Source organism: Thalassovita gelatinovora (assembly GCF_001458355.1).
Classification (GTDB): Bacteria; Pseudomonadota; Alphaproteobacteria; order Rhodobacterales; family Rhodobacteraceae; genus Thalassobius; species Thalassobius gelatinovorus.
Genome location: NZ_CYSA01000027.1, coordinates 49,107 through 67,896, shown reverse-complemented (window position 1 = coordinate 67,896; position 18,790 = coordinate 49,107). Strand labels below are relative to the sequence as shown.

26 protein-coding genes are annotated in these 18,790 nt (G+C 61.2%); 25 read left to right on the top strand and 1 reads right to left on the bottom strand.

Translation table 11 applies throughout. From position 1 onward, the window contains the following. The first annotated feature begins 28 nt into the window (after window positions 1–28). The 7 genes from TG4357_RS16575 (at window position 29) to TG4357_RS16545 (ending at window position 3,475) form a co-directional block, all read left to right on the top strand. On the top strand, window positions 29–406 hold the full coding sequence (locus TG4357_RS16575) for a helix-turn-helix domain-containing protein (protein ID WP_058264023.1): 378 nt from the start codon (window positions 29–31) through the stop codon (window positions 404–406). A 103-nt stretch (window positions 407–509) separates the two neighbouring features. Further along, a complete protein-coding gene (locus tag TG4357_RS16570) occupies window positions 510–1,439 on the top strand; it encodes a glycoside hydrolase family protein (RefSeq protein ID WP_058264022.1) in 930 nt (309 codons plus the stop codon). Next, on the top strand, window positions 1,439–1,972 hold the full coding sequence (locus TG4357_RS16565; RefSeq protein ID WP_058264021.1) for a 3TM-type holin: 534 nt from the start codon (window positions 1,439–1,441) through the stop codon (window positions 1,970–1,972). The genes TG4357_RS16570 and TG4357_RS16565 overlap by 1 nt, the downstream gene beginning before the upstream one ends. Beyond that, window positions 1,969–2,316: a DUF2730 family protein gene (locus TG4357_RS19865; protein ID WP_233487547.1), complete on the top strand. Its 348-nt coding sequence runs from the start codon at window positions 1,969–1,971 to the stop codon at window positions 2,314–2,316. The genes TG4357_RS16565 and TG4357_RS19865 overlap by 4 nt, the downstream gene beginning before the upstream one ends. Then, window positions 2,313–2,612, top strand: a complete 300-nt coding sequence (locus TG4357_RS16555; protein WP_058264020.1) for a VpaChn25_0724 family phage protein — start codon at window positions 2,313–2,315, stop codon at window positions 2,610–2,612. The genes TG4357_RS19865 and TG4357_RS16555 overlap by 4 nt, the downstream gene beginning before the upstream one ends. A gap of 3 nt (window positions 2,613–2,615) precedes the next feature. After that, entirely contained in the window at window positions 2,616–3,182 is a 567-nt protein-coding gene (locus tag TG4357_RS16550; protein WP_058264019.1) for a phage protein Gp27 family protein, read from the top strand. Further along, window positions 3,179–3,475 carry a ubiquitination-like system serine protease family protein gene (locus TG4357_RS16545; RefSeq protein WP_058264018.1) on the top strand — a complete coding sequence of 99 codons (297 nt, stop codon included), beginning with the start codon at window positions 3,179–3,181 and terminating at the stop codon, window positions 3,473–3,475. Before TG4357_RS16550 ends, TG4357_RS16545 begins: the two co-directional genes overlap by 4 nt. A 14-nt stretch (window positions 3,476–3,489) precedes the next feature. Here the strand turns inward: TG4357_RS16545 and TG4357_RS16540 are convergent, their stop codons facing one another. Continuing rightward, window positions 3,490–3,969, bottom strand: a complete 480-nt coding sequence (locus TG4357_RS16540) for a hypothetical protein (protein WP_058264017.1) — start codon at window positions 3,967–3,969, stop codon at window positions 3,490–3,492. A 74-nt stretch (window positions 3,970–4,043) separates the two neighbouring features. Between TG4357_RS16540 and TG4357_RS16535 the strand changes: the two genes are divergently transcribed. From TG4357_RS16535 to TG4357_RS16460, 18 genes are all read left to right on the top strand, one after another. After that, on the top strand, window positions 4,044–5,801 hold the full coding sequence (locus TG4357_RS16535; protein ID WP_233487545.1) for a hypothetical protein: 1,758 nt from the start codon (window positions 4,044–4,046) through the stop codon (window positions 5,799–5,801). A 106-nt stretch (window positions 5,802–5,907) separates the two neighbouring features. Then, complete coding sequence (locus TG4357_RS16530) at window positions 5,908–7,551, top strand: DUF935 domain-containing protein (RefSeq protein WP_058264016.1); 1,644 nt, start codon at window positions 5,908–5,910, stop codon at window positions 7,549–7,551. Then, window positions 7,538–8,695: a phage minor head protein gene (locus tag TG4357_RS16525; RefSeq protein WP_233487543.1), complete on the top strand. Its 1,158-nt coding sequence runs from the start codon at window positions 7,538–7,540 to the stop codon at window positions 8,693–8,695. Before TG4357_RS16530 ends, TG4357_RS16525 begins: the two co-directional genes overlap by 14 nt. Window positions 8,696–9,041: 346 nt before the next feature. Then, complete coding sequence (locus tag TG4357_RS16520; protein WP_058264015.1) at window positions 9,042–9,524, top strand: phage virion morphogenesis protein; 483 nt, start codon at window positions 9,042–9,044, stop codon at window positions 9,522–9,524. Between the two features lie 103 nt (window positions 9,525–9,627). Beyond that, complete coding sequence (locus TG4357_RS16515) at window positions 9,628–10,710, top strand: phage protease (RefSeq protein ID WP_058264014.1); 1,083 nt, start codon at window positions 9,628–9,630, stop codon at window positions 10,708–10,710. A gap of 3 nt (window positions 10,711–10,713) precedes the next feature. After that, window positions 10,714–10,965: a hypothetical protein gene (locus tag TG4357_RS19860; RefSeq protein WP_233487542.1), complete on the top strand. Its 252-nt coding sequence runs from the start codon at window positions 10,714–10,716 to the stop codon at window positions 10,963–10,965. After that, window positions 10,958–11,146, top strand: coding sequence for a hypothetical protein (locus TG4357_RS19855; protein WP_233487541.1), 189 nt, complete (start codon window positions 10,958–10,960; stop codon window positions 11,144–11,146). The genes TG4357_RS19860 and TG4357_RS19855 overlap by 8 nt, the downstream gene beginning before the upstream one ends. Window positions 11,147–11,158: 12 nt before the next feature. Beyond that, window positions 11,159–12,052, top strand: a complete 894-nt coding sequence (locus TG4357_RS16505) for a Mu-like prophage major head subunit gpT family protein (RefSeq protein WP_058264013.1) — start codon at window positions 11,159–11,161, stop codon at window positions 12,050–12,052. An 11-nt stretch (window positions 12,053–12,063) separates the two neighbouring features. After that, a complete protein-coding gene (locus tag TG4357_RS16500; RefSeq protein WP_058264012.1) occupies window positions 12,064–12,354 on the top strand; it encodes an HI1506-related protein in 291 nt (96 codons plus the stop codon). Window positions 12,355–12,467: 113 nt separating this feature from the next. Further along, window positions 12,468–12,896: a gp436 family protein gene (locus tag TG4357_RS16495; protein ID WP_058264011.1), complete on the top strand. Its 429-nt coding sequence runs from the start codon at window positions 12,468–12,470 to the stop codon at window positions 12,894–12,896. Beyond that, window positions 12,896–13,324: a phage tail terminator protein gene (locus TG4357_RS16490; protein WP_058264010.1), complete on the top strand. Its 429-nt coding sequence runs from the start codon at window positions 12,896–12,898 to the stop codon at window positions 13,322–13,324. Before TG4357_RS16495 ends, TG4357_RS16490 begins: the two co-directional genes overlap by 1 nt. Further along, entirely contained in the window at window positions 13,321–13,488 is a 168-nt protein-coding gene (locus TG4357_RS19565; protein WP_158509090.1) for a hypothetical protein, read from the top strand. The genes TG4357_RS16490 and TG4357_RS19565 overlap by 4 nt, the downstream gene beginning before the upstream one ends. 3 nt (window positions 13,489–13,491) lie before the next feature. Next, window positions 13,492–14,421: a phage tail tube protein gene (locus tag TG4357_RS16485; protein ID WP_058264009.1), complete on the top strand. Its 930-nt coding sequence runs from the start codon at window positions 13,492–13,494 to the stop codon at window positions 14,419–14,421. Window positions 14,422–14,431: 10 nt separating this feature from the next. Continuing rightward, the gene (locus TG4357_RS16480; RefSeq protein ID WP_058264008.1) at window positions 14,432–14,761 is read left to right on the top strand and encodes a hypothetical protein; all 330 of its coding nucleotides are present in this window, start codon (window positions 14,432–14,434) and stop codon (window positions 14,759–14,761) included. Window positions 14,762–14,856: 95 nt separating this feature from the next. Next, on the top strand, window positions 14,857–15,126 hold the full coding sequence (locus TG4357_RS16475; protein WP_074646832.1) for a DUF1799 domain-containing protein: 270 nt from the start codon (window positions 14,857–14,859) through the stop codon (window positions 15,124–15,126). Next, the gene (locus TG4357_RS16470; RefSeq protein WP_058264007.1) at window positions 15,123–17,477 is read left to right on the top strand and encodes a phage tail length tape measure family protein; all 2,355 of its coding nucleotides are present in this window, start codon (window positions 15,123–15,125) and stop codon (window positions 17,475–17,477) included. Before TG4357_RS16475 ends, TG4357_RS16470 begins: the two co-directional genes overlap by 4 nt. Beyond that, a complete protein-coding gene (locus TG4357_RS16465) occupies window positions 17,477–18,136 on the top strand; it encodes a hypothetical protein (protein ID WP_058264006.1) in 660 nt (219 codons plus the stop codon). The genes TG4357_RS16470 and TG4357_RS16465 overlap by 1 nt, the downstream gene beginning before the upstream one ends. Window positions 18,137–18,139: 3 nt before the next feature. Next, a complete protein-coding gene (locus TG4357_RS16460; protein ID WP_058264005.1) occupies window positions 18,140–18,787 on the top strand; it encodes a hypothetical protein in 648 nt (215 codons plus the stop codon). The last annotated feature ends 3 nt before the right edge of the window (window positions 18,788–18,790 follow it).

The window sequence follows — 18,790 nt, the reverse complement described above, 5'->3', positions numbered from 1 at the left end:
GACTGGCCCTTTGGCGAACTTACCTATCATGTCTGACGCCCCGCAATATCCCCGCCCGCCGGCGCATATCGAGACCTATGTCGATATCCTCGGCCCGGATCTGGCCTTCGAGTTCCTGATGCAGTTTGGCGGAGCAGAGCTCTATCTGGCCACCGCCCCCAAGCGGTCGCGCCTGGCGCAAGTGATTGGCGTGGACAAGGCGGCTGATCTGGCCGCAGCAGCCCACCGTCTGTCAGCCCGCGTTCCGGTCGCCAAACGCTGGTTGGCGCGGGTGATGAAATCAAAGGGCTTGTCCAATGCGGAAATTGCCCGCAAACTGCACGTCACTGACGTCACCGTGCGCGCCTATCTGAAAGGCACGGAGATGACGGACAACTACGATCCCCGCCAACTTCCGCTTTTCTGACCTGCCCCCCGCAAATGCTTGCGGGTGATCCTCGCGTGACTTTCCCGCCATTCTGGATGCAACCTTGGGGCTATCCGCCCCTTTTGCATTTCCAGGGGGCAGCATGGCGACCACTTCCGAAAAAGGCATTGCAACGCTCGACCTTCTCGAAGGCGTAGTCCTGAAGGCCTATCGCGACGCCGTTGGTCGCTGGACCATCGGGTCCGGCCTGACCAAGGCGTCAGGTGTGATCGATCCCAAGCCGGGCATGGTGATTTCACGCAAAGAAAGCGACCGTCTGACCCGGCTGGCGCTGGCACGCAATTATGAACCGGCCGTCAATAAGGCGATGCCCGGAGCCAGTCAGAATGAATTTGATGCAGGGTCCCTGTTTCAGTGGAACACCGGCGCGATCGGTCGGGCCAGTTGGGTCCGGGTATGGCGCAATCAGGTAAAGGACTGGGGGTTGATCGGTTCGAAAATGCGCGCCTGGAACAAGGGCGGCGGCAAGGTTTTGCCCGGCCTGACCCGCCGCCGACAGATCGAATTCGACATCCTTCGCTTCGGTATCTACCCGGTCACCAAGCCGAATGCGCCTGCCACCGGACTGGCCCGGATCGTGGTGTCGATCGAACCCGCGCGCATTGCCACGATCCGGGCAGCTTTCGCAAAGCTCGGATACGAGCCCGGCAAGGACCCGTCTGGTATCTCGCGCAATGCCGTCAAGACCTTCCAGCGCGATCACGACCTGACCGTCGACGGGGTGATCGGCAAGGCGACGCTGTCCACCCTGCAGCGGATGATCGACGCCCGCGCCAAGGCGGCGGCCCCGGCGGCAACTGCCGTTGCCGCAGGCGGGTTTGAAGCCGCCCCCATGCCAGACGGTTCAATCGAAGCGCTGTCCGGTCTGCCCCATGCCGACTGGATCGTTCCGGCGGTTCTGGTTCTGGCCCTGGGCTGGGCTGCCTGGCGGGCATGGCAATACCGCGATGCCATCGCCGTTAAGGCCCAGAACCGTTTCCCCCAAATTGCCGCAAAACTGAGGAGCATCTGATGAGTGCCGCCCTGATCTCGCTTGCCACGTCCGTTGGCGCCCCCTTTGTCCGCGATATCCTTTCGCGCAAGATCGGTGCGGGTAACACCCAGCTTGCCGAAGACGTCATCGCCGCGATCGCCGCGCGTGCCGGCGTCGAACCTGTGAACCTTGATCGGCTGGCCACGACCGATCCGGAGACCGTCACGGATGCAATCCTGAGGACCGAGAATATCGCCCCTGAAATGGTCGCGACCTACAACCGCGAACTCGAACTGCAGGCCGCCCTGATCGAGGCCGAGAAAAACGATCCTGTATGGGTCCGCGCCTGGCGGCCTCTGGGGATGTATTTCACCATGTTCCTCTGGGGCTGGCAGATCGTGATCCTGCATGTGTTGAATGCCATCTTCAAGACTGCTTTACCGCCCGCCGATTGGCAGGCGATGACGCTTTGGACCACGCTTTACCTGTCGCTCTACATGGGTGGTCACACCGTCAAATCGGTCGCCAGCACCTTCGCCGCCAAGCTGGCCGGGAAAGGCGGCGCGGCGTGACCCTTGATCTCGATGTGTTTCTGAAGCTTTCCAGTTTTGGTCTTTCTCTCGGGGCGATCGTCTGGACCTTCTTCGCGACCCGCCAGAAGGACACTGACAAGCGGTTCAAGGAAGGGTCTGACCGGATGGATCGGCATGAAAACCGTATCCTGTCGCTGGAACAGACCGTCAAGGTCATGCCCGGCAAAGATGACCTGCATGCGGTGCAAATCGAACTGACCCGGATGAGCGGCACGATGGAAACCATGTCGGCGATCATGGAGGGAAACCAGAAAATCATGAGCCGGCTGGAAACGATTGTGAGCCGCCATGAAGACCACCTTTTGAGCGAGGGTCGAAAATGAGCAGTTACCAGGAAACCCTGCGCGAACATGCCCGCATCGCAATTCTGCGCCTGTTGGAAGATGCCCCCAAATACACCTCGAACGTTTCAATGATCGCCCAGCTGCTGCATCCGCTGGGCATCGCCTTTACGCGTGATCAGGTCGCGGGCGAAATTACCTGGCTGCAAGAGCAGGGATTGATCACGACCGAAGATCACGGTGGCTTCATCGTGGTCACCGCCACCTTGCGCGGGATCGAGGTGGCGCAGGGCATCGCGCGGCATCCCGGTATTCAGCGTCCCCGGCCGGGGAGCTGAGCCATGCCCACACCCGCCAAACTGGATCTGCTGCCTGCCGAGCTTCGCAAGTGGCTCAAGGAAGAACTGGAGACACGCGGCTTTGGCGACATCCTCGACGTCACCGAAGCGCTGAACTTCCGCCTTCAGGAGGAAGGGCTGGAGATCACCGTGGGCAAGACGGCGGTCGGCAAGTTTTCCAAAGCGCTCAAAGACCAGCGCGAAGCCTTCCAGATCGCCGAGACGCTGCTGTCGGACATGGACATCGAAGGCGAGGGCGAGCTGCACAAGGTGCTGATGCAGATGATCGCCACCAGCGCGGTCCACATGATCCAGAGTGTGCGCGAGGAAGACGGCCATCTGGAGCCCAAGGACCTGATGGCCCTCGGGCGGATGCTGAAGGACCTCATGGCCAGTTCCGGCATGCGCGAGAAGTTGCTGGACGATGAGCGCAAGCGCGTCGCCCGCGAGGCTCGAGAAGCGGCCGAGGCCGACGCCGCCGAACGGTTCGAGGAAGCGGTGACCGAGGCGGGGATGAGCGAAGAGCGGATCGCGCTCATGCGCAACAAGTTCCTGGGGCTGAAAACATGATCCGCGCCATCCATTTCCCGAACCCGGATGCATTCCGCGCCTCGCAACATCCCGGCGCCACGCATTTTGACCTGACCAAGGGCGCGACCGACGAGGCGATCCTGTGGTTCTTCTGCCCCTGCGGCTGCGGCGGGCTGGTGCGGATCAAGGTCGGGATCGACGTGAAGCCGGCCGACAGCCCCAGCTGGAACTGGAACGGGTCGGTCGCCGACCCGACGCTTTCACCCTCCGTTAACCGCCTCGACTGCGGCTGGCATGGCTGGCTGCGCGACGGGTATTGGGAGGAGGCGTGATGCTCACGACCAGTTCAGTAGACCTCTGCTGTGTCCCAGGTGACATTCGGAAATACCGAGTTGCAGTTCGCGCATTTGAGATCGAAATGATCGGAGCTGCCCTGAAGAGGGACGATTTTTTGGTTGTTCACCGCGCAGATCGGGCAGATGAGTTCCCAATGTTCAGAGGCGTCATCGACGCCTTGCTTGAGTTTCAAAACCTTGCCGCCTTGGGGCAATTTGAACGGTGCATAAAGCGCTCGCGTTTGTTTGAATTCGTCTTCTTTCTCTGCCTGCCGCTGCAAGTCTTGAAGCTGGGTTACGACCTCGAGATTGGCGATCCTCACCTGGTAAAGCTGGTCCGCGAGTTCTCCCGCAAGCGCTTTGGCTTCGCTATCATCTTTGGAGCCGACAAGGTTCTTAAGCTTGCCGACAACATCAACCGCCTGCCCCGTGGCACTGGCCCCTGCACTTGCCGCCCCGAGGACGGCGGTGATCGTCGCAATATCAATCATGCTTTCATTCCCGCTGTTCTGAAAATCCAATCCGGCAACTCTGTCAGTTTCGTCGCTTTCTGCAAAGTTTTTCCATGACCGACACAGAGAGCCATCTTGTCCCCGCCGAACCGATCCTGACGCGCGACCCGGCGGCGCTGCCGGAGGAATTACCGCGTGGTGCGCAGATCCCCGAAGATCTGGACCCGCTGGCCGATGGCATCCTCATGCAGCACCAAAAGGACTGGCTGGAGGATCAGTCAGACCTGAAGCTTGCCGAGAAAGGCCGCCGTACCGGCATCACCTTTGCCGAAGCACTGGACGACACGCTGATCGCCGCCGCCAGCCGCAAGGCAGGTGGGTCGAACGTGTTCTACATCGGCGACACCAAGGACAAGGGCCGCGAATTCATCGGCTACGTGGCGCATTTCGCCAAGATAATCGCGGGCGAGCTGCACCAGATCGAAGAGTTCATCTTCAAGGACGAACGCGAAGACGGCACCTCGAAGGGCATCACCGCCTATCGCGTCACCTTCAACAGCGGCTTCCGGGTCGAGGCGCTGAGTTCCAACCCGGCCAACATCCGAGGCCTTCAGGGCGTCGTGGTGATCGACGAGGCGGCGTTCCACAAGAACGTCCGAGAAGTCATCGACGCGGTGAACGCGCTGCTGATCTGGGGCGGCAAGGTGCGGGTGATTTCGACCCATAACGGGGTGCTGAACGCCTTCAACGAGCTGATCCGCGAGGCCAAGGCCGGCAAGAACCCCTTTAAGGTCCATTTCATCCCGTTTTCAAAGGCTGTTGAAAACGGTCTTTACCAGCGCGTCTGCCTGATGCGCGGCAAGGAATGGTCACAGGACGCCCAGGACAAATGGGAAGCGCAGATCCGCAGCTCCTATGGTTCCCGCACCGCCGCCATGCGTCAGGAGCTGGACGCGATCCCGGCCGAGATGGAAGGCGCAGCACTGACCCGCGTCCAGATCGAGGCGGTCATGGCCGGTGGCATTCCCGTGGAACGCTGGGCCCAGGGCGATGATTTCAAGAACGCACCGGACGAAGAGCGCATTCGCAAGGCCAAGGACTGGTGTGAAACCACCCTTAAACCGGTGCTTAAACGGCTTGACGAGAACCGGCAGCATTTCATGGGCGAGGACTTCGCGCGTTCCGGCGATGTCACCGACATCGTGATTTATGAGCTGGGCGAAGATCTGGTGCGTCGGGTCAAGCTGGTGGTGGAACTGCGCAATATTCCGTTCGATCAGCAGCGCGACATCCTGTTCTACATCTGCGATCGCATTCCGAATTTCGCTAAAGGCGCGCTCGATAAAACCGGCAACGGCGCCTACCTGGCCGAGAAAGCCGCGCAGCGCTACGGATCGCGCATTATCGAAGTCGCCTTTTCCCGGCAGTGGTACGAGCTGGAAATGCCGCCCTATATCGAGGCGTTTGGCGACAAGACCGTGGTTCTGCCCAAGCATGCCGACGTGCTGGCCGATCACCAGGCGTTGCAATTCGTGGATGGCATCATCCGGGTGCCGCGCGATTTCCGCTTCAAGGGATCGGACGGGTTCGACCGGCACGGCGACAGCGCAGTCGCTTGCGCGCTGGGGTATTTCGCCAGCCGGCAGGATTACGTCGAATACGACTATCGCGGCGTGAACACGTCTTCACAGGGCCACAACGGTGCCCTCCCGACGGATGGCGACGACGCGCCTACGCGCAGCTGGTGGCGCCCCCCGCTTGGCGCAAGGCTGCGGGGGGAATTTGAAGATGCCGAAGGTACGTGTCTGCGAAGCCGAGGAAATATTGGCCGAGGCAAAGGGCGACTTTTGCGAGTGCGGCGCGGTTCCTGAAGAGGGAAGCGAATACTGCTTCATTTGTGGGTCGTATTGGGAAGACGTGGCTCTCGGCGTTTTCAGCGACTTGGAAGAAGATTGAAGGCGGCGGAAGGAAAACATTATGGCTAAAACTCCACAGCTTCTCGACCAATACGGCCGCCCGGTGGAACGGCATAGCCTGACCGAAGAGATTGCGGCCCCCACCTTTGGCGGGGTGCGATCACCGATTACCGGATACCCGGCCGATGGCCTGACGCCGCTGCGCCTGGGCCAGATCCTGCGCGAAGCGGATGCCGGTGATCCGGTGCGTTACCTGGAACTGGCCGAGGCGATCGAGGAACGCGATCTGCACTATGTCGGTGTTCTGGGCACCCGCCGCCGTTCGGTCAGTCAGCTTGATATCACGGTCAAGCCGGGGGACGACAGCCCACAGGCCGAAAGGATCGCGCAACGCATCCGCGACTGGCTGACCCGCGACGAGCTGTCCGACGAGCTGTTCGACACGCTCGATTGTATCGGCAAAGGCTATTCGATGACCGAAATCATCTGGGACAGGTCGTCGGCCCAGTGGGAACCTGCCCGGCTGGAATGGCGTGATCCGCGCTGGTTTACCTTTGACCCTCTCGATCTGACCACGCCGTTGCAGCTCGATGAGAACGGCCAGCGCCAGCCCTTGAAGCCGTTCAAGTTCGTCTATGCCAGGATCAAGGCCAAGTCCGGCCTGCCGTTGCGGTCGGGTCTGGCCCGCATTGCGCTCTGGGCCTATCTGTTCAAGAAATACACAGAGCGCGATTGGGCGATCTTCAGCCAGACCTACGGCCAGCCGTTGCGCGTCGGCAAATATGGCCCGGGCACCTCCAAGGAAGACCGCGAGAAGCTGTTCCAGGCCGTGGCCAATATCGCAGGCGACTGCGCCGCGATCGTGCCCGAAGGCATGATGATCGAATTCATCGAGACCGGGAACCTGGGCGCTGCGGTTTCGCTCTATGAAAAGCGTGCCGACTGGTACGACAAACAGATGTCCAAGGCGGTTCTGGGGCAAACCGCGACCACCGATGCCGTCACTGGCGGCCTGGGATCGGGGAAAGAGCACCGGGAGGTGCAAGAGGATATCGAACGCGCCGATGCGAAATCCCTGCAAGCCATCCTGAACCGCGATCTGATCCGGCCTTGGGTGCAGCTAGAATTCGGCCCGCAGAAAACCTACCCGCGCCTGATCATCGCCCGGCCCGAGGATGAAGACCTCAAAGCATTCGCGGATGGGCTGACGCCATTCGTCCAGTTGGGTCTGCCGGTGAAGCAATCCGAAATCCATGCCAAGTTCGGCTTGTCGCAACCCGGCGAAAACGATGAAATCATCGGCGGATCGGCCCAAACTCCGCCCGATCGCGAAAACGACACCGTCCCCTCTCCGTCAAAATCGCCGTTAAACACCCATTTAACGGGTCAGGAGCGCGATGATGAAGATCAGGGCACCGATGCCGCGCTTCAGGCCGAAACAGCCGCTGTGGCGCGTTCTGGCGAACCCGACCCGGTGGAGACCCTGGCAGCGCGGCTTGAAGTCGAAGCCGCCCCTGCAATGACGGCGATGATTTCGCGGATCGAGGCGATGGTAAATGCTGCCGGGTCGCTTGAGGAATTGCGCGAAAATCTGCTGGCCGGCTTCCCCGATCTCGATCACCAGAAACTGGCTGCCGTGCTGGCAATGGCGAGCATGGCGTCGCATGCCGGTGGCCGCGCGGTACAGGAGGATGAAAGTGCCTGACCTTCAGGGCATCTTCCACCGGCCGTTTCCAGAGCAGCTTGCCGCGTTCCGGCTTCGTCTGGGCAATCTGGTCCCCACCAGCCGCTGGGACGATCTGCGCCATTCCGCCCATGACCGGGCCTTCATGGTGGCCGGGGCGACCAAGGCGGACTTGCTGGCCGATCTTGCACAGGCGGTCGACAAGGCGATCGAGAAAGGCACAAGTCTCGAGGAGTTCCGCCGCGACTTCCGCCAGATCGTGGAAGACCATGGCTGGCACGGCTGGACCGGTGAGGGCACCAAGGGCGGCGAGGCATGGCGCACCCGCGTGATCTACCGCACCAACGCGAAGACCAGTTATGCCGCCGGACGCTGGGCCCAGCTGATGGAGGGCGGGTTCAAATATGGCGTCTATCGGCATGGCGCATCGCGGGAACCGCGCGAATGGCATCTGGCCTGGGACGGGCTGATACTGCCGATCGACCATCCATTCTGGCAAACCCACGCCCCGCCCAACGGCTGGGGCTGCAGCTGCTATGTCAACGGGGCGAGGTCGATGAAGGGCGCGATCCGGCTCGGCGGCGATCCTTCGAAACGGCTGCCGCCGGATTGGGACAAGATCGATCCACGGACCGGCGCCCCGGCCGGGATCGACAAGGGCTGGGCTTATGCGCCGGGCGCTAGTGTCAGCGGCACGGTGCTGAGCCTGCGCGACAAGCTGGAGAAGCTGCCCGAACGGCCGTCAATTGACCTGATCCAGAGCTGGCTGACCGAAAGCCTGTTCGGCGCATGGCTGGATAACCCCGTCGGGCTGTGGCCTCTGGCCCGCATCCCCCAGTCGTTGGCAGACGAAATGGGTACGAAGGTAACCATCGCCAAGCTGTCACCGCAAACGGCCGCGAAACAGCTCCGGCAGCATCCTGAATTGTCGATCCTCGACTATGGCCATGCGCAGGAAGTGGTCAGCGACGCGACCGAGATCATCCGCGATGGCGCCAATAACCTGATTTTCGTGAAGGTGCCGCCCGATGCCAACGGCCACGTCCTGGTGGTGAAGGCCACCCTGTCTGGCAATGAACTCTATGTCACCAGCTTCCGGCGGCTGAGCGCGGATGTTGAGGAGCGAGATCGCGCTCTTCTCCGGTTGCGCAGAAAGGAGCGCTGATATGGGTTTCATTAGAAATAGACTGCGGGCGTTTTTATGCGCGCATGCTTGGAAAGCGGCTGCGCAGCCTGGCTACGAGTTCTCCAAACGGTTCCATTGTCGCCGATGCGGTGGATGGCGTGGTCCGGCCCCCTATTCGCATGCAGTGGAATATCCAACAAAACCATAGACTGATGCCAAGCCCTATGGTTTCGATGCTGAAAAGTTGGATGCTGGGGGGAGTAGGTGCAGGCGGCAGGGCCCCGCAACCCGGTTTCCCGGAAACCCTGCATAGCACTCCGATCCGAAGATCGTGTTACGGCCGCGAGAATATTACCGTGTCACGCCTGCATGGAGGAATATAACCTTGATCACCGAGAAATTCAACGCCACCGACGCGCTGGCCGGGCTTGCCCGGCTGGACCAGGGCCTCGGTAATCCGCAGCAGTTGATGCAGGACATCGGCGAGTTGATGGTCGAGCGCACCAAGCAGCGTTTCAAGGAAGGCACTACGCCCGACGGCACGGCCTGGGCGTCCAACAGTGCCGTCACCTTGAAACGAAAGGCACCTGAAACCCGCCCACTCTTTGGCTCGACCGGGCGGCTCAGTTCGGAGATCTTCTACGAGGCCGACGCCACCCAGGTCAGCTGGGGGTCGAACCTGATTTATGCCGCTGTCCAGCATTTTGGCGCATCGCAGGGCGCGTTCGGATCGATGTCGAACGGCAGTCAGATCCCTTGGGGCGACATCCCGGCCCGGCCTTTTCTGGGCATTTCCGAAGAGGATGGCCTGTTGCTCACCGAACTGGTCGAGGAATGGCTCGAGGATCTTTCTCAAGGTGGCAATTGACGGCGCGCGGATCAGGCGTCACCTTGTAGCCAGAGCCCAAATCAACCTGCCCCACAAGCGCTTGCGGGTATATTGATATAAGTAAAGCAGCGATATTCGCTGTATGAAACTGCGCTCCGATATCGCCATGATGACTGCACTCAGCCTGCCCGAACGGGCGGGTGAAACCGTGCCTGAGTGGATCCACATTCTACCGAAAGGCGGAGAGCCAATCGCCACCCACAAAGGCGACGGCCCTTACCGCTATGCGCGGGCGAGCGAATTGATCGCGGCCAGCATGGGGCGCAAGCAGCGCGTGATCGTCGACGTCAATCACTCGACCTTCCTGTCTGGTGCGCGCGGTGGCGATGCGCCGGCGGTCGGATACATCACCGACATGGAGGCGCGCGACGACGGTATCTGGGCCAAGGTCGATTGGACCTCGAAGGGCCAGTCGCTGATGTCGGACCGCGCCTATTGGGGGGTCTCGCCTGTCTTCCGCCACACCAAGGCGGGCGACATCACGACGATCCTCAATGTTTCCCTGACAAACGAACCCAACCTGCGCGGCCTGACCGCGCTCAACCAGGAGAGCGAAATGGACTTTATCGCCCGACTGGCCGAGATCCTCGGCCTGGCGGCAGGCGCGACCGAAGATGCGGTCGCAGACGCCGTCACCACGATGCATTCCGAGCTGCAGGAAGCTCGGGACAGCCAAACTGACGAAGGCGCTGCAGAGCTTGTCTCTCAGATGTCCGAAATCGCTGTCGCCTTGGGGCTGCCTGAAGCCAGCGAAGCAGCCGACGTTCTGAAAGCAGCCAAGACCACCGGCGACGACGGTAAGGCGTTCATCGCTTTGCAGTCCGAACTAAAGGACGTCACGACCCAGATGAATGAACTGCGCACCGAGGCCGTCAATACCAAGGCCGCAGCCTTTGTCGATGGCGCGATCAAGGAAGGCCGGGTTGGCGTTTCGGTCCAGCGTGACCGCCTTATCGCCATGCATACCGAAAACCCGGCCCGCACCGAGGATCTGATCAAGGCCATGCCGATCATTGAACCGGGCCGCACCATTCCCCTGGTTCCGCCGAAAAACACCGACGGCTCGATTGCGCTGAATTCCGAACAGCAAACCATCGCCGCCCAGTTGGGCATTGCATCCGACGCCTTCTCGAAGGCGTTGGGCGAAGATCAAAAGGAGGCCTGATCGATGACGGCTTTGACCAAAGACCGCAACACGCCCCGTTTGCAGGGCGATGACCGCCAGGGATTGGTGGCCGCGTCGACCATGATCTACGCCGGGGCCATGCTGATGCGCAACGCCTCTGGCTATGTCGTCAAGGGCCAGACCGCGACCGGCTTGGTCGGGATCGGCCGGGCCGAAGAACAAGTCGACAATTCGTCCGGGTCCGCTGGCAATTTGACCGTGTCCTACCGGCCCGGCACCTATCGCTATGCCTAATTCAGCGGCCGCCGACGAAATCACCATCGCCGATATCGGCAACAAGGCTTACGCCGTCGATGATCAGACCGTCGCCAAGACCGACGGCACCGCGACCCGTTCGCCGGCCGGGATCATCGATGACGTCGATGCCAATGGCGTCTGGGTTCGTTTCGACGAAGCCCTGACCAACGCTTCCTAAGGAGATCCTCAGATGCTCGTGAACGCAGCAAACCTCAACACCCTGCGCGTCGGCTTCTCGACCCTGTTCCAGAACGGGTTGGGTAAGGCGCAATCCATGCATACCAGCGTGGCCACCATTGTCAGTGCGACCCAGAAAGAACAGAAATACGGCTGGCTGGGCAAGGTGCCAAACGTGCGTGAATGGATCGGTGCCCGTGCGGTTCAGAACCTGCAACAGCACGACTATTCGATCAAGGAAAAGCCCTGGGAACTGACCATCGGTGTCGATCGCGATGACATCGAAACCGATAATCTCGGGATCTACGGCCCGCTGTTCACCGAACTGGGCCAGTCGGCCGGTTCCAAGTGGGACATGCTTGTCTTCGAACTGCTGAAGGCCGGTTTTACCACCGCCTGTTATGACGGCCAGTATTTCTTCGACACCGATCACCCTGTGCTCGACAAAGCTGGCGAAGTCACCTCGGTTGCCAATACCGATGGCGGTTCCGGGACGCCCTGGTTCTTGCTTGACGTCAGCCGCGCGCTGAAGCCGATCATTCTGCAAAAACGCCGCGACTTCACCTTCACCAGCAAGGACCGCCTGACCGACGACAACGTCTTCGACAATAACGAATTCGTTTATGGCACCGATGCGCGTGGGAATGCGGGTTTCGGCTTCTGGCAGTTCGCCTGGGGGTCCAAGCAGACCCTGAATGCCAGCAACTACGCCATCGCGCGCGCCGCGCTGACCGGCATGAAGGGCGACGGTGGCCGTCCGCTTGGGATCATGCCCAAGCTGCTGGTGGTGCCGCCCACCTTGGAAAGCGCAGCCCGCAAGATCCTGAACAGCGAAAACGCGTCGGGTGGCGAAACCAACGAATGGAAGGGCACCGCCGAATTGCTGGTCGTGCCGTGGCTGGCTTAAGGAGCTGAGCGATGACCGATCCGAACAACACGCAGACCGCACCTGACACGACCCAGGCGACCACTGCCGACAAGCCGAAAGCTCCGGTAAAACCGAAGTCCGCGACCAAACCGAAAGCCCCGGCCAAGGACAAGGTCGAGGTGATCGAGGTGGTCGGCCCCGCCGCCGGTTTCCGCCGGGCAGGCCACACCTTCGGGAAGGACCCCGTCCGGATCCCGATCGGTGACCTGAGCAAAGCCCAGCTTGCTTTGATCGAAGGCGAACCGAAGCTGATCTCGGCTCGCAAGGAAATCGAAGCCTGATCCTCAGCGCGCCCTCCTCCCATCCCAAGGCGCGCCTGCTCTGACACCAGAGCCTGCCGGCGGGCGGCTGAGATCGCCCCCGGTATCCCTCCCACCCAGAATTCAGAGCCATCATGACCTATGCCACGCAACAGGATCTGATCGACCGCTACGGCGAAGACCGGCTGATCGCGCTGACCGACCGGGCCGAAACCCCGACCGGCGCGTTCGATACCGCTCTGATCGCGCGTGTTCTGGCCGATACCGATGCGCTGATCGATGGCTACCTGATGGCCCGCTACGCCCTGCCGCTGGCCGTCGTGCCGCCGCAGTTGCGCCCGCTGGCCGAGGTTCTCGGCTATTACGACCTGCACCTCTACGAACCGGACGAAAAGGCCAAGGCCGATCACAAGCTGGCCCTAGACAGCCTCAAGGACATTGCCAAAGGCATTATCCAGCTTGAGGTCGGCGGCGCGGAACCGGACGTCAACGATGCCGGCGGCGTGACGACGACCGACCGTGACCGGCCCTTTACCGCCAGCAACCTGAAAAGCTTCATCTGATGCTGGACCAGGTGATCGCACGTCTGAACGCCAAGGTGCCCGACCTGGAACGCGTCGATGACACGGCAAGCCTTGCCGAATTGCTGGCTTCCAAAGCGCTCTCGCCGGCGCCGGTGATGGCTTACGTGGTGCCGCTTGGCCTGGTCGGCACCGGGGCCGACGCGATGTCTGGCGTCATCGACCAGGGCGTCAAGGAAACCATCGGCGTTGTCCTGGTCATTCGTGGCACCGATCCGAAGGGCAGCCGGGTCCTGAAAACACTCCATCCGTTCATCATCGACGTGATCGCCGCCATCGTGGGCTGGGCCCCTAATGATGAAACCGGCGTGTTCGAACTCAATCGCGGGGCGCAGCTGAGCATGGCGCAGGGCGTCCTGATTTACCAACTCGACTTTTCCATCAACGACCAGCTGAGGATCACACCATGACCGGCCCTATCCCGAAGCTGCCCTCGGCGGGCGGCAGTTACACCCGCGATGCCAAAGGCAAGCTGAAGCAGTCGCAGGCACCGACCAAACCCGCCGTTCCCGGTGCTGTAAAACCGACCGCACCGGAACCCCAGGCGGCAAAACCCGCTCGAGAGGAGGGCTGATAGATGATCCGATGGAATTCGAAAGTCCTGCTACTGAAGCTGGAAACCACCTATGGCACAGACGCCGCCCCGACCGGCGCGGCCGATGCGGTGCTGGCCAAGAATATCAGCCTGAGCCCGATGAAGGGCGAAAAGGTCCAGCGCGAGTTGGACAAGGCGCATCTCGGTGCGGATCCGTCGATCCTGACCGGGCTGCACAGCGTGATCAGCTTCGATATTGAACTGGCCCCTTCCGGTACCGCCGGAACTGCCCCGGCATGGGGGGCTCTGCTGCGCTGCTGCGGTATGGCCGAAACCATCGTCGCCACCACCTCGGTCACCTATAACCCGGTCACCGACGGCCATGAAAGCGCCACGGTTTACCTGTGGGTCGGGGCCACGCTCTATGCGCTGACCGGTGTGCGCGGCGCGGTCAAGTTGGAAACCAACGCCCAAGGCATCCCCTACCTGAAATTCGAACTGACCGGGTTGTTCAACATGCCGACCGAACAGCCGCAGCCGACCATTGTCACCACCAGCTGGAAAAAGCCGAAAGTCGCCAGCGCGACGAATACTCCGACCTACACGATCGGGGGGCTCGCTTTGGTGGCGAACAGTCTGATGCTGGATGCCGGCATCCAGATCGAAAAGCGGTTCCTGTTCAACGTCGACGAAATCATCATCGCTGATCGGTCCGAAACGGTCGATGCGAAGGTCGACGCGGTCGCGCTTACCACCTTTAACCCGTTCCAGAAGGCCAATGATGGGGCCACCGTCGCGATCCAGATGGTGCATGGAACAACGGCAGGCAACATCGCCACGCTCGATATCCCGGCCGCCGAGATGCAGGCGCTTGATAGCCTGGAAGAAAGCCAGAAGGCCAAGCAATGGCCGCTGAGCATGGTCCCGCTGCCGGTTGCAGGCAACGACCAATGGACCCTGACCCTGACCTGACGAGGCCCCCATGTTCACAGTAGTCAACGAACCCACCTTCCGGCATGACATCGACATCCACGAACCCGTGGATGGCGGTCACCGTATCCAGAAACTGAATGTCACCTTCCGCCTTGTCCCTGAAGAGGATGGCGATGAAGAGATCGCGATGAGCGATGAGCAGATCAAGGACCACCTGCGCCGCCGCATTGTCTGCTTCAATGATCTGGGCGACGAAAAGGGCAACCCGTTGCCTTACAACGACGAGATCCGTGAACAGCTTTTGGCGCGTCAGGATGTCCGTCTCGGGCTGATCCGGGGCTATGCGAAGGCGGTAACGAAGGGTGCGACGGGAAACTGACCTGGGCCGGCCGCGCCTGGGCAAACGGATCTCTGTTTAACGAGACCGCCCAGGAAGACGAGGCCCTGAAAGACGCGCGCCGCTTTGGGCTGGAAATGACCCCGGAGGACCTGGGGAAACCAGATCGCCAGGGTGTGTGGGTGATGCACGAGGCCGCTGTTTCTGCCTTTCTCGTGGTCGCGACGCAATGGCGCGAGGTTGCCAATCGGGACGGGCCGGCGCGGGTGACCGGGCTGGATTACACCGCCGCCAAGGCCGGGCTGGAAATGGCCGGGATCACCATAGGCCCCGACGATTTTACAAGGCTCAGGATCATCGAAAGCGGCGCGGTGGCCGCAATGAACGAGGAAAGAGGCTGGCGATGACCTTTGTGGTCAACATGCAGATTACCGCCGACGGCCAGATCGCTCAGGCCGAAGTGCGCAAGACCCGCGGCGAAGTCGAAAGCCTCGGCACTGCCAGCGAAAGCATGGGCCGAAAGGGGCGCAAGGCAGGTAGTGATCTGAAATCCCTCGCCGGATCTGCCGACATGACCGAACGCGAAATCCGCCAGTTGATCGTGGCGGAAAAAACGGCAGGTCAGACCGCGATCCAAACCGGCAACGCGCATCGCGTGGCGGCGGGCAGCATGGGCAACCTGGTCGCCCAGTTCAACGATGTCGGCATGATGATGGCAGCAGGCCAGAACCCGCTGCAATTGGCCCTTCAACAAGGCACCCAGATCACCCAGGTCATCGGGCCAATGGGCGCGGCAGGCGCGGCGCGCGCCCTGGGCGGTGCATTCCTGTCGATGCTGAGCCCGATCAACCTTGTGACCATCGGCGCGATTGCTGCCGGCGCGGCGATGACCCAATGGCTGGTTGGTTCCGAAGAGGACGCGATGAAGCTCGAGGACCGGATCGAGGCCACGCGTGAAGCGCTTGAGGCATTCAGCGACAGTTCGGAAAAATCGCGTCTGTCCGTCCTTGGCATGGTCGATGAGTTCGGAACGGCAGATCCGGTTCTTCGGGCGATCCTTGCAGACATGGCTGCGATGAAGAAGGTCGACCTTTACCAGTCTCTCGATGCACAAGCCGATGGCATTCGCAACCTCGTGCTTGACCTCTCCTACTGGGATGATCGCTCGGGTCAATCGGCGGCGCAGGATTTCCTTGGGCTGAATTCGATCAGTTCCTCGGCGCGTGAAGCGGGCACCTTGTTCCAACAAAATCTCGAGTTGCTCAGCCGGAGCGAGGAACCTGCGGTCAAGCTTCGAACTGCACTGGATCTGCGGGAGCAACTTCTGGAAACGGCTGGCGGGTTGGAAAACCTTAACGCGCAACAGGAGGATTTTTATAATGGACTGGCCGCGATCATTCGCGATCTGATCCTGAGCGGTGCCAAGGTCGATGAAGCGACCAAAGACACATCGGCTCGTGCCAATATGCAGGCGCTGACCAGCCTTTGGGATGGCTTAAAGACAAGCGCCACAGACTACCTTCAAACCCGCCTGAAAGAGGATCAGGCCGCCCGCCGCATTCTTGCCGACCTGAATGAACAGAATGCGATCCAGCAGGCCATCAACCGCTACGGCAAGGAAAGCGCCGAAGTGGCCCATTTGCGCCAGCAGGCAGAACGCCGGGCCTATGAGGAACTGGTCAACAGTAAGAACGTTTCTGATGATCTGAAAAAGGAGATCATGGCTTCGTTCGATGCTGGCCAGAAAATGGCGGGCCTGAATATCGCACCCGGCCTCAGCGCCGCAGCGGATGAGGCGCGGCGAATTGCCGATGAACTCACCCGCGCGATCGGTGCATCTCAGGCGTTGGGTTCTCAAAGTATCGCGACGCTTGCGGAAAGCGAAATACAGCTACAATACGCCGATGATCCGGTTGCCCGGGCCGGTGCATTGGCGCGCCGACGGATCACCACTGCTCAGGGTGTTCGGCGCGACGGTGCTGAAGGGGCTGAACTAGCGGCTCTGGATGCAGAACGCGAAGCATATGTGCGCAATATGACGCAGATTGAGCGCAACAATCAGGCCCGGCAGGAGCTTTTAAGAACACAGCGTTCAGGAAGCCGCGCGGCTGGAAACGAGGCGGAAGCTGTCACCCATCTGATCATTCAGATGCAGGACGAACTCGATCTTCTGCGGGAAACCGATCCGGTGCGGCAGGAATTGTTGCGCCACCGTCAGGTTCTTGCAGGGGCCACGGCGGCAGAACGGGCAGAGATCGAGCAACTGATCACGACCCGGCTGGCCGAACAGCAGGCGATCGAAGCCGTTCAAGGGGCAGAAGATTTCCTGAACCAGACGCTTTACGACAGTTTCCGCAGCTCGATGAGCGAGGGCGAAGGACTGATCGGTGTGTTGAACCGCATTGGGATCGCAGCACTCGACGCCGCTGCCCAGGCGGTTTTCCTGGGTGAAGGATGGATGGCCGACCTGCTGGGCATCTCAGGGCCGATGTTCAGCCTTGGAAGCAAAACAGTGTCGACGAGCGCCGTCGCGTCGATCGCCAAAACCAGCACAGCCGCTCCAGTGGCCGGATATGCCACCAGCAGCGGCGGTCAAACCGTGATGCGGGTGGAATTGTCGAAGGAATTGATCGGCACCATCCTGCAGCAAGGGGCGAACGCATCTGTCGAAATCATGCAGTCAGGATTGACCGATTATGACCGCAACCTGCCTGCGCGAATGAAGGAAGTGCAGGATGATCCGAGGGGGATTGGCTGATGGCATTGTCTTTTCCGCTTTCTTCTGCCGCGTTTTTCGACCTGCTGCCGATCCGCAGCGTGGCCTTCCATCTGCCCGGCGCGTTTGGGGCCGATGAAACAGGCGATGGCGATATCTATACCTGGTCTCTCGGCACCCGGCTGTGGGAGGGCGAAATCACGCTGGGACGGATGCGCTATGACGAAATCGCCCAGGCCGAGGTTTATCTGACCCTGCTACAGGAACCGGGCCGGTCGTTCATGCTGTATGACACGCGCCGACCGGTGCCCAGACAAGACCCCGGCGGCGCGATCCTTGGCGCGATCACGCCGCAGATCAATTCGCTGGAAGTCGATGCGCGTGAACTGTCGCTGACCAATCTGCCCGCCGCCTACGAGCTGACGGTTGGCGATTACATCGCCTTTGATTACGGCACCTCGCCCACCCGCCGGGGCCTGCACCGCGTGGTGACGTCTTCGGTGATATCCAGCGGTGGCGGCGTGACCCCCGTATTCGAAGTTACGCCGCCGATCCGCCCCGGTGCCACGGTAGGCACCGGCGTGTCGCTGATCCGCCCGTCCTGCAAGGCGCTCATGATCCCCGACAGCGTGACACCGGGCACGAATGCCAGATCATTCAATGATGGCATGAGTTTTCGTTTTCGTCAGACGTTGAGGTGATCCATGCGCGACTATGATGCCAACACCGCCGCCTATCTGGCCGACCGGACCGCTGCACACATCCATATCCTCTATTGGTTCAAGGCCAAGAACCGCACGACCGGCGCGGTAGAAACGCTGGGGCTGTGGACCGGTGATGATCACCAGGACTTTACCATCGGGGGCGATGTCCGCACCTATTACGGCGCCGGTACCGTCGCGGGGACCGAAACGCTGACCTATGAAACCGGCCTGTCGGTGCGGACCCATCGGATCCCGTTCAAGGGGCTGAAACCCGAAATCGAGCAACTGCTGAAAGGCTATGACCCGCGCCTGGCACCGGTCGAAATGCACCGCGTCTTCTACGATCCGGATACGGCGCAGCAGATCGCGCCACCAACCCGGATATTCACCGGATCGATCGACGCGGCACCGGTGACGGTCCCGGCCAAGGGCGGCACAGTCAAGGTCGAAGTCGCCGTGGTCGGTGCGGCGCGGTCGCTGACCATTCCACTGTCTTTGAAAAAATCGGACGAGGTCCAGAAGCTGCGCGGCGGCGACAGGTTTCGCCGCTACATAGATGTGAGCGGTCAGACCGACGTTTGGTGGGGCGAAACCCGCGCCAGCACTTCGCCGCCGCCCGCGCCTGTCACGACTGTTCCGGAAAGGTGATCG

Bases quoted from the DNA above. Each gene is read 5' to 3' on its own strand.
- TG4357_RS16575 (WP_058264023.1), top strand. From the start codon at position 29: ATGTCTGACGCCCCGCAATATCCCCGCCCGCCGGCGCATATCGAGACC.
- TG4357_RS16570 (WP_058264022.1), top strand. From the start codon at position 510: ATGGCGACCACTTCCGAAAAAGGCATTGCAACGCTCGACCTTCTCGAA.
- TG4357_RS16565 (WP_058264021.1), top strand. From the start codon at position 1,439: ATGAGTGCCGCCCTGATCTCGCTTGCCACGTCCGTTGGCGCCCCCTTT.
- TG4357_RS16555 (WP_058264020.1), top strand. From the start codon at position 2,313: ATGAGCAGTTACCAGGAAACCCTGCGCGAACATGCCCGCATCGCAATT.
- TG4357_RS16550 (WP_058264019.1), top strand. From the start codon at position 2,616: ATGCCCACACCCGCCAAACTGGATCTGCTGCCTGCCGAGCTTCGCAAG.
- TG4357_RS16545 (WP_058264018.1), top strand. From the start codon at position 3,179: ATGATCCGCGCCATCCATTTCCCGAACCCGGATGCATTCCGCGCCTCG.
- TG4357_RS16540 (WP_058264017.1), bottom strand. From the start codon at position 3,969: ATGATTGATATTGCGACGATCACCGCCGTCCTCGGGGCGGCAAGTGCA.
- TG4357_RS16535 (WP_233487545.1), top strand. From the start codon at position 4,044: ATGACCGACACAGAGAGCCATCTTGTCCCCGCCGAACCGATCCTGACG.
- TG4357_RS16530 (WP_058264016.1), top strand. From the start codon at position 5,908: ATGGCTAAAACTCCACAGCTTCTCGACCAATACGGCCGCCCGGTGGAA.
- TG4357_RS16525 (WP_233487543.1), top strand. From the start codon at position 7,538: ATGAAAGTGCCTGACCTTCAGGGCATCTTCCACCGGCCGTTTCCAGAG.
- TG4357_RS16515 (WP_058264014.1), top strand. From the start codon at position 9,628: ATGAAACTGCGCTCCGATATCGCCATGATGACTGCACTCAGCCTGCCC.
- TG4357_RS19860 (WP_233487542.1), top strand. From the start codon at position 10,714: ATGACGGCTTTGACCAAAGACCGCAACACGCCCCGTTTGCAGGGCGAT.
- TG4357_RS19855 (WP_233487541.1), top strand. From the start codon at position 10,958: ATGCCTAATTCAGCGGCCGCCGACGAAATCACCATCGCCGATATCGGC.
- TG4357_RS16505 (WP_058264013.1), top strand. From the start codon at position 11,159: ATGCTCGTGAACGCAGCAAACCTCAACACCCTGCGCGTCGGCTTCTCG.
- TG4357_RS16500 (WP_058264012.1), top strand. From the start codon at position 12,064: ATGACCGATCCGAACAACACGCAGACCGCACCTGACACGACCCAGGCG.
- TG4357_RS16495 (WP_058264011.1), top strand. From the start codon at position 12,468: ATGACCTATGCCACGCAACAGGATCTGATCGACCGCTACGGCGAAGAC.
- TG4357_RS16490 (WP_058264010.1), top strand. From the start codon at position 12,896: ATGCTGGACCAGGTGATCGCACGTCTGAACGCCAAGGTGCCCGACCTG.
- TG4357_RS19565 (WP_158509090.1), top strand. From the start codon at position 13,321: ATGACCGGCCCTATCCCGAAGCTGCCCTCGGCGGGCGGCAGTTACACC.
- TG4357_RS16485 (WP_058264009.1), top strand. From the start codon at position 13,492: ATGATCCGATGGAATTCGAAAGTCCTGCTACTGAAGCTGGAAACCACC.
- TG4357_RS16480 (WP_058264008.1), top strand. From the start codon at position 14,432: ATGTTCACAGTAGTCAACGAACCCACCTTCCGGCATGACATCGACATC.
- TG4357_RS16475 (WP_074646832.1), top strand. From the start codon at position 14,857: ATGACCCCGGAGGACCTGGGGAAACCAGATCGCCAGGGTGTGTGGGTG.
- TG4357_RS16470 (WP_058264007.1), top strand. From the start codon at position 15,123: ATGACCTTTGTGGTCAACATGCAGATTACCGCCGACGGCCAGATCGCT.
- TG4357_RS16465 (WP_058264006.1), top strand. From the start codon at position 17,477: ATGGCATTGTCTTTTCCGCTTTCTTCTGCCGCGTTTTTCGACCTGCTG.
- TG4357_RS16460 (WP_058264005.1), top strand. From the start codon at position 18,140: ATGCGCGACTATGATGCCAACACCGCCGCCTATCTGGCCGACCGGACC.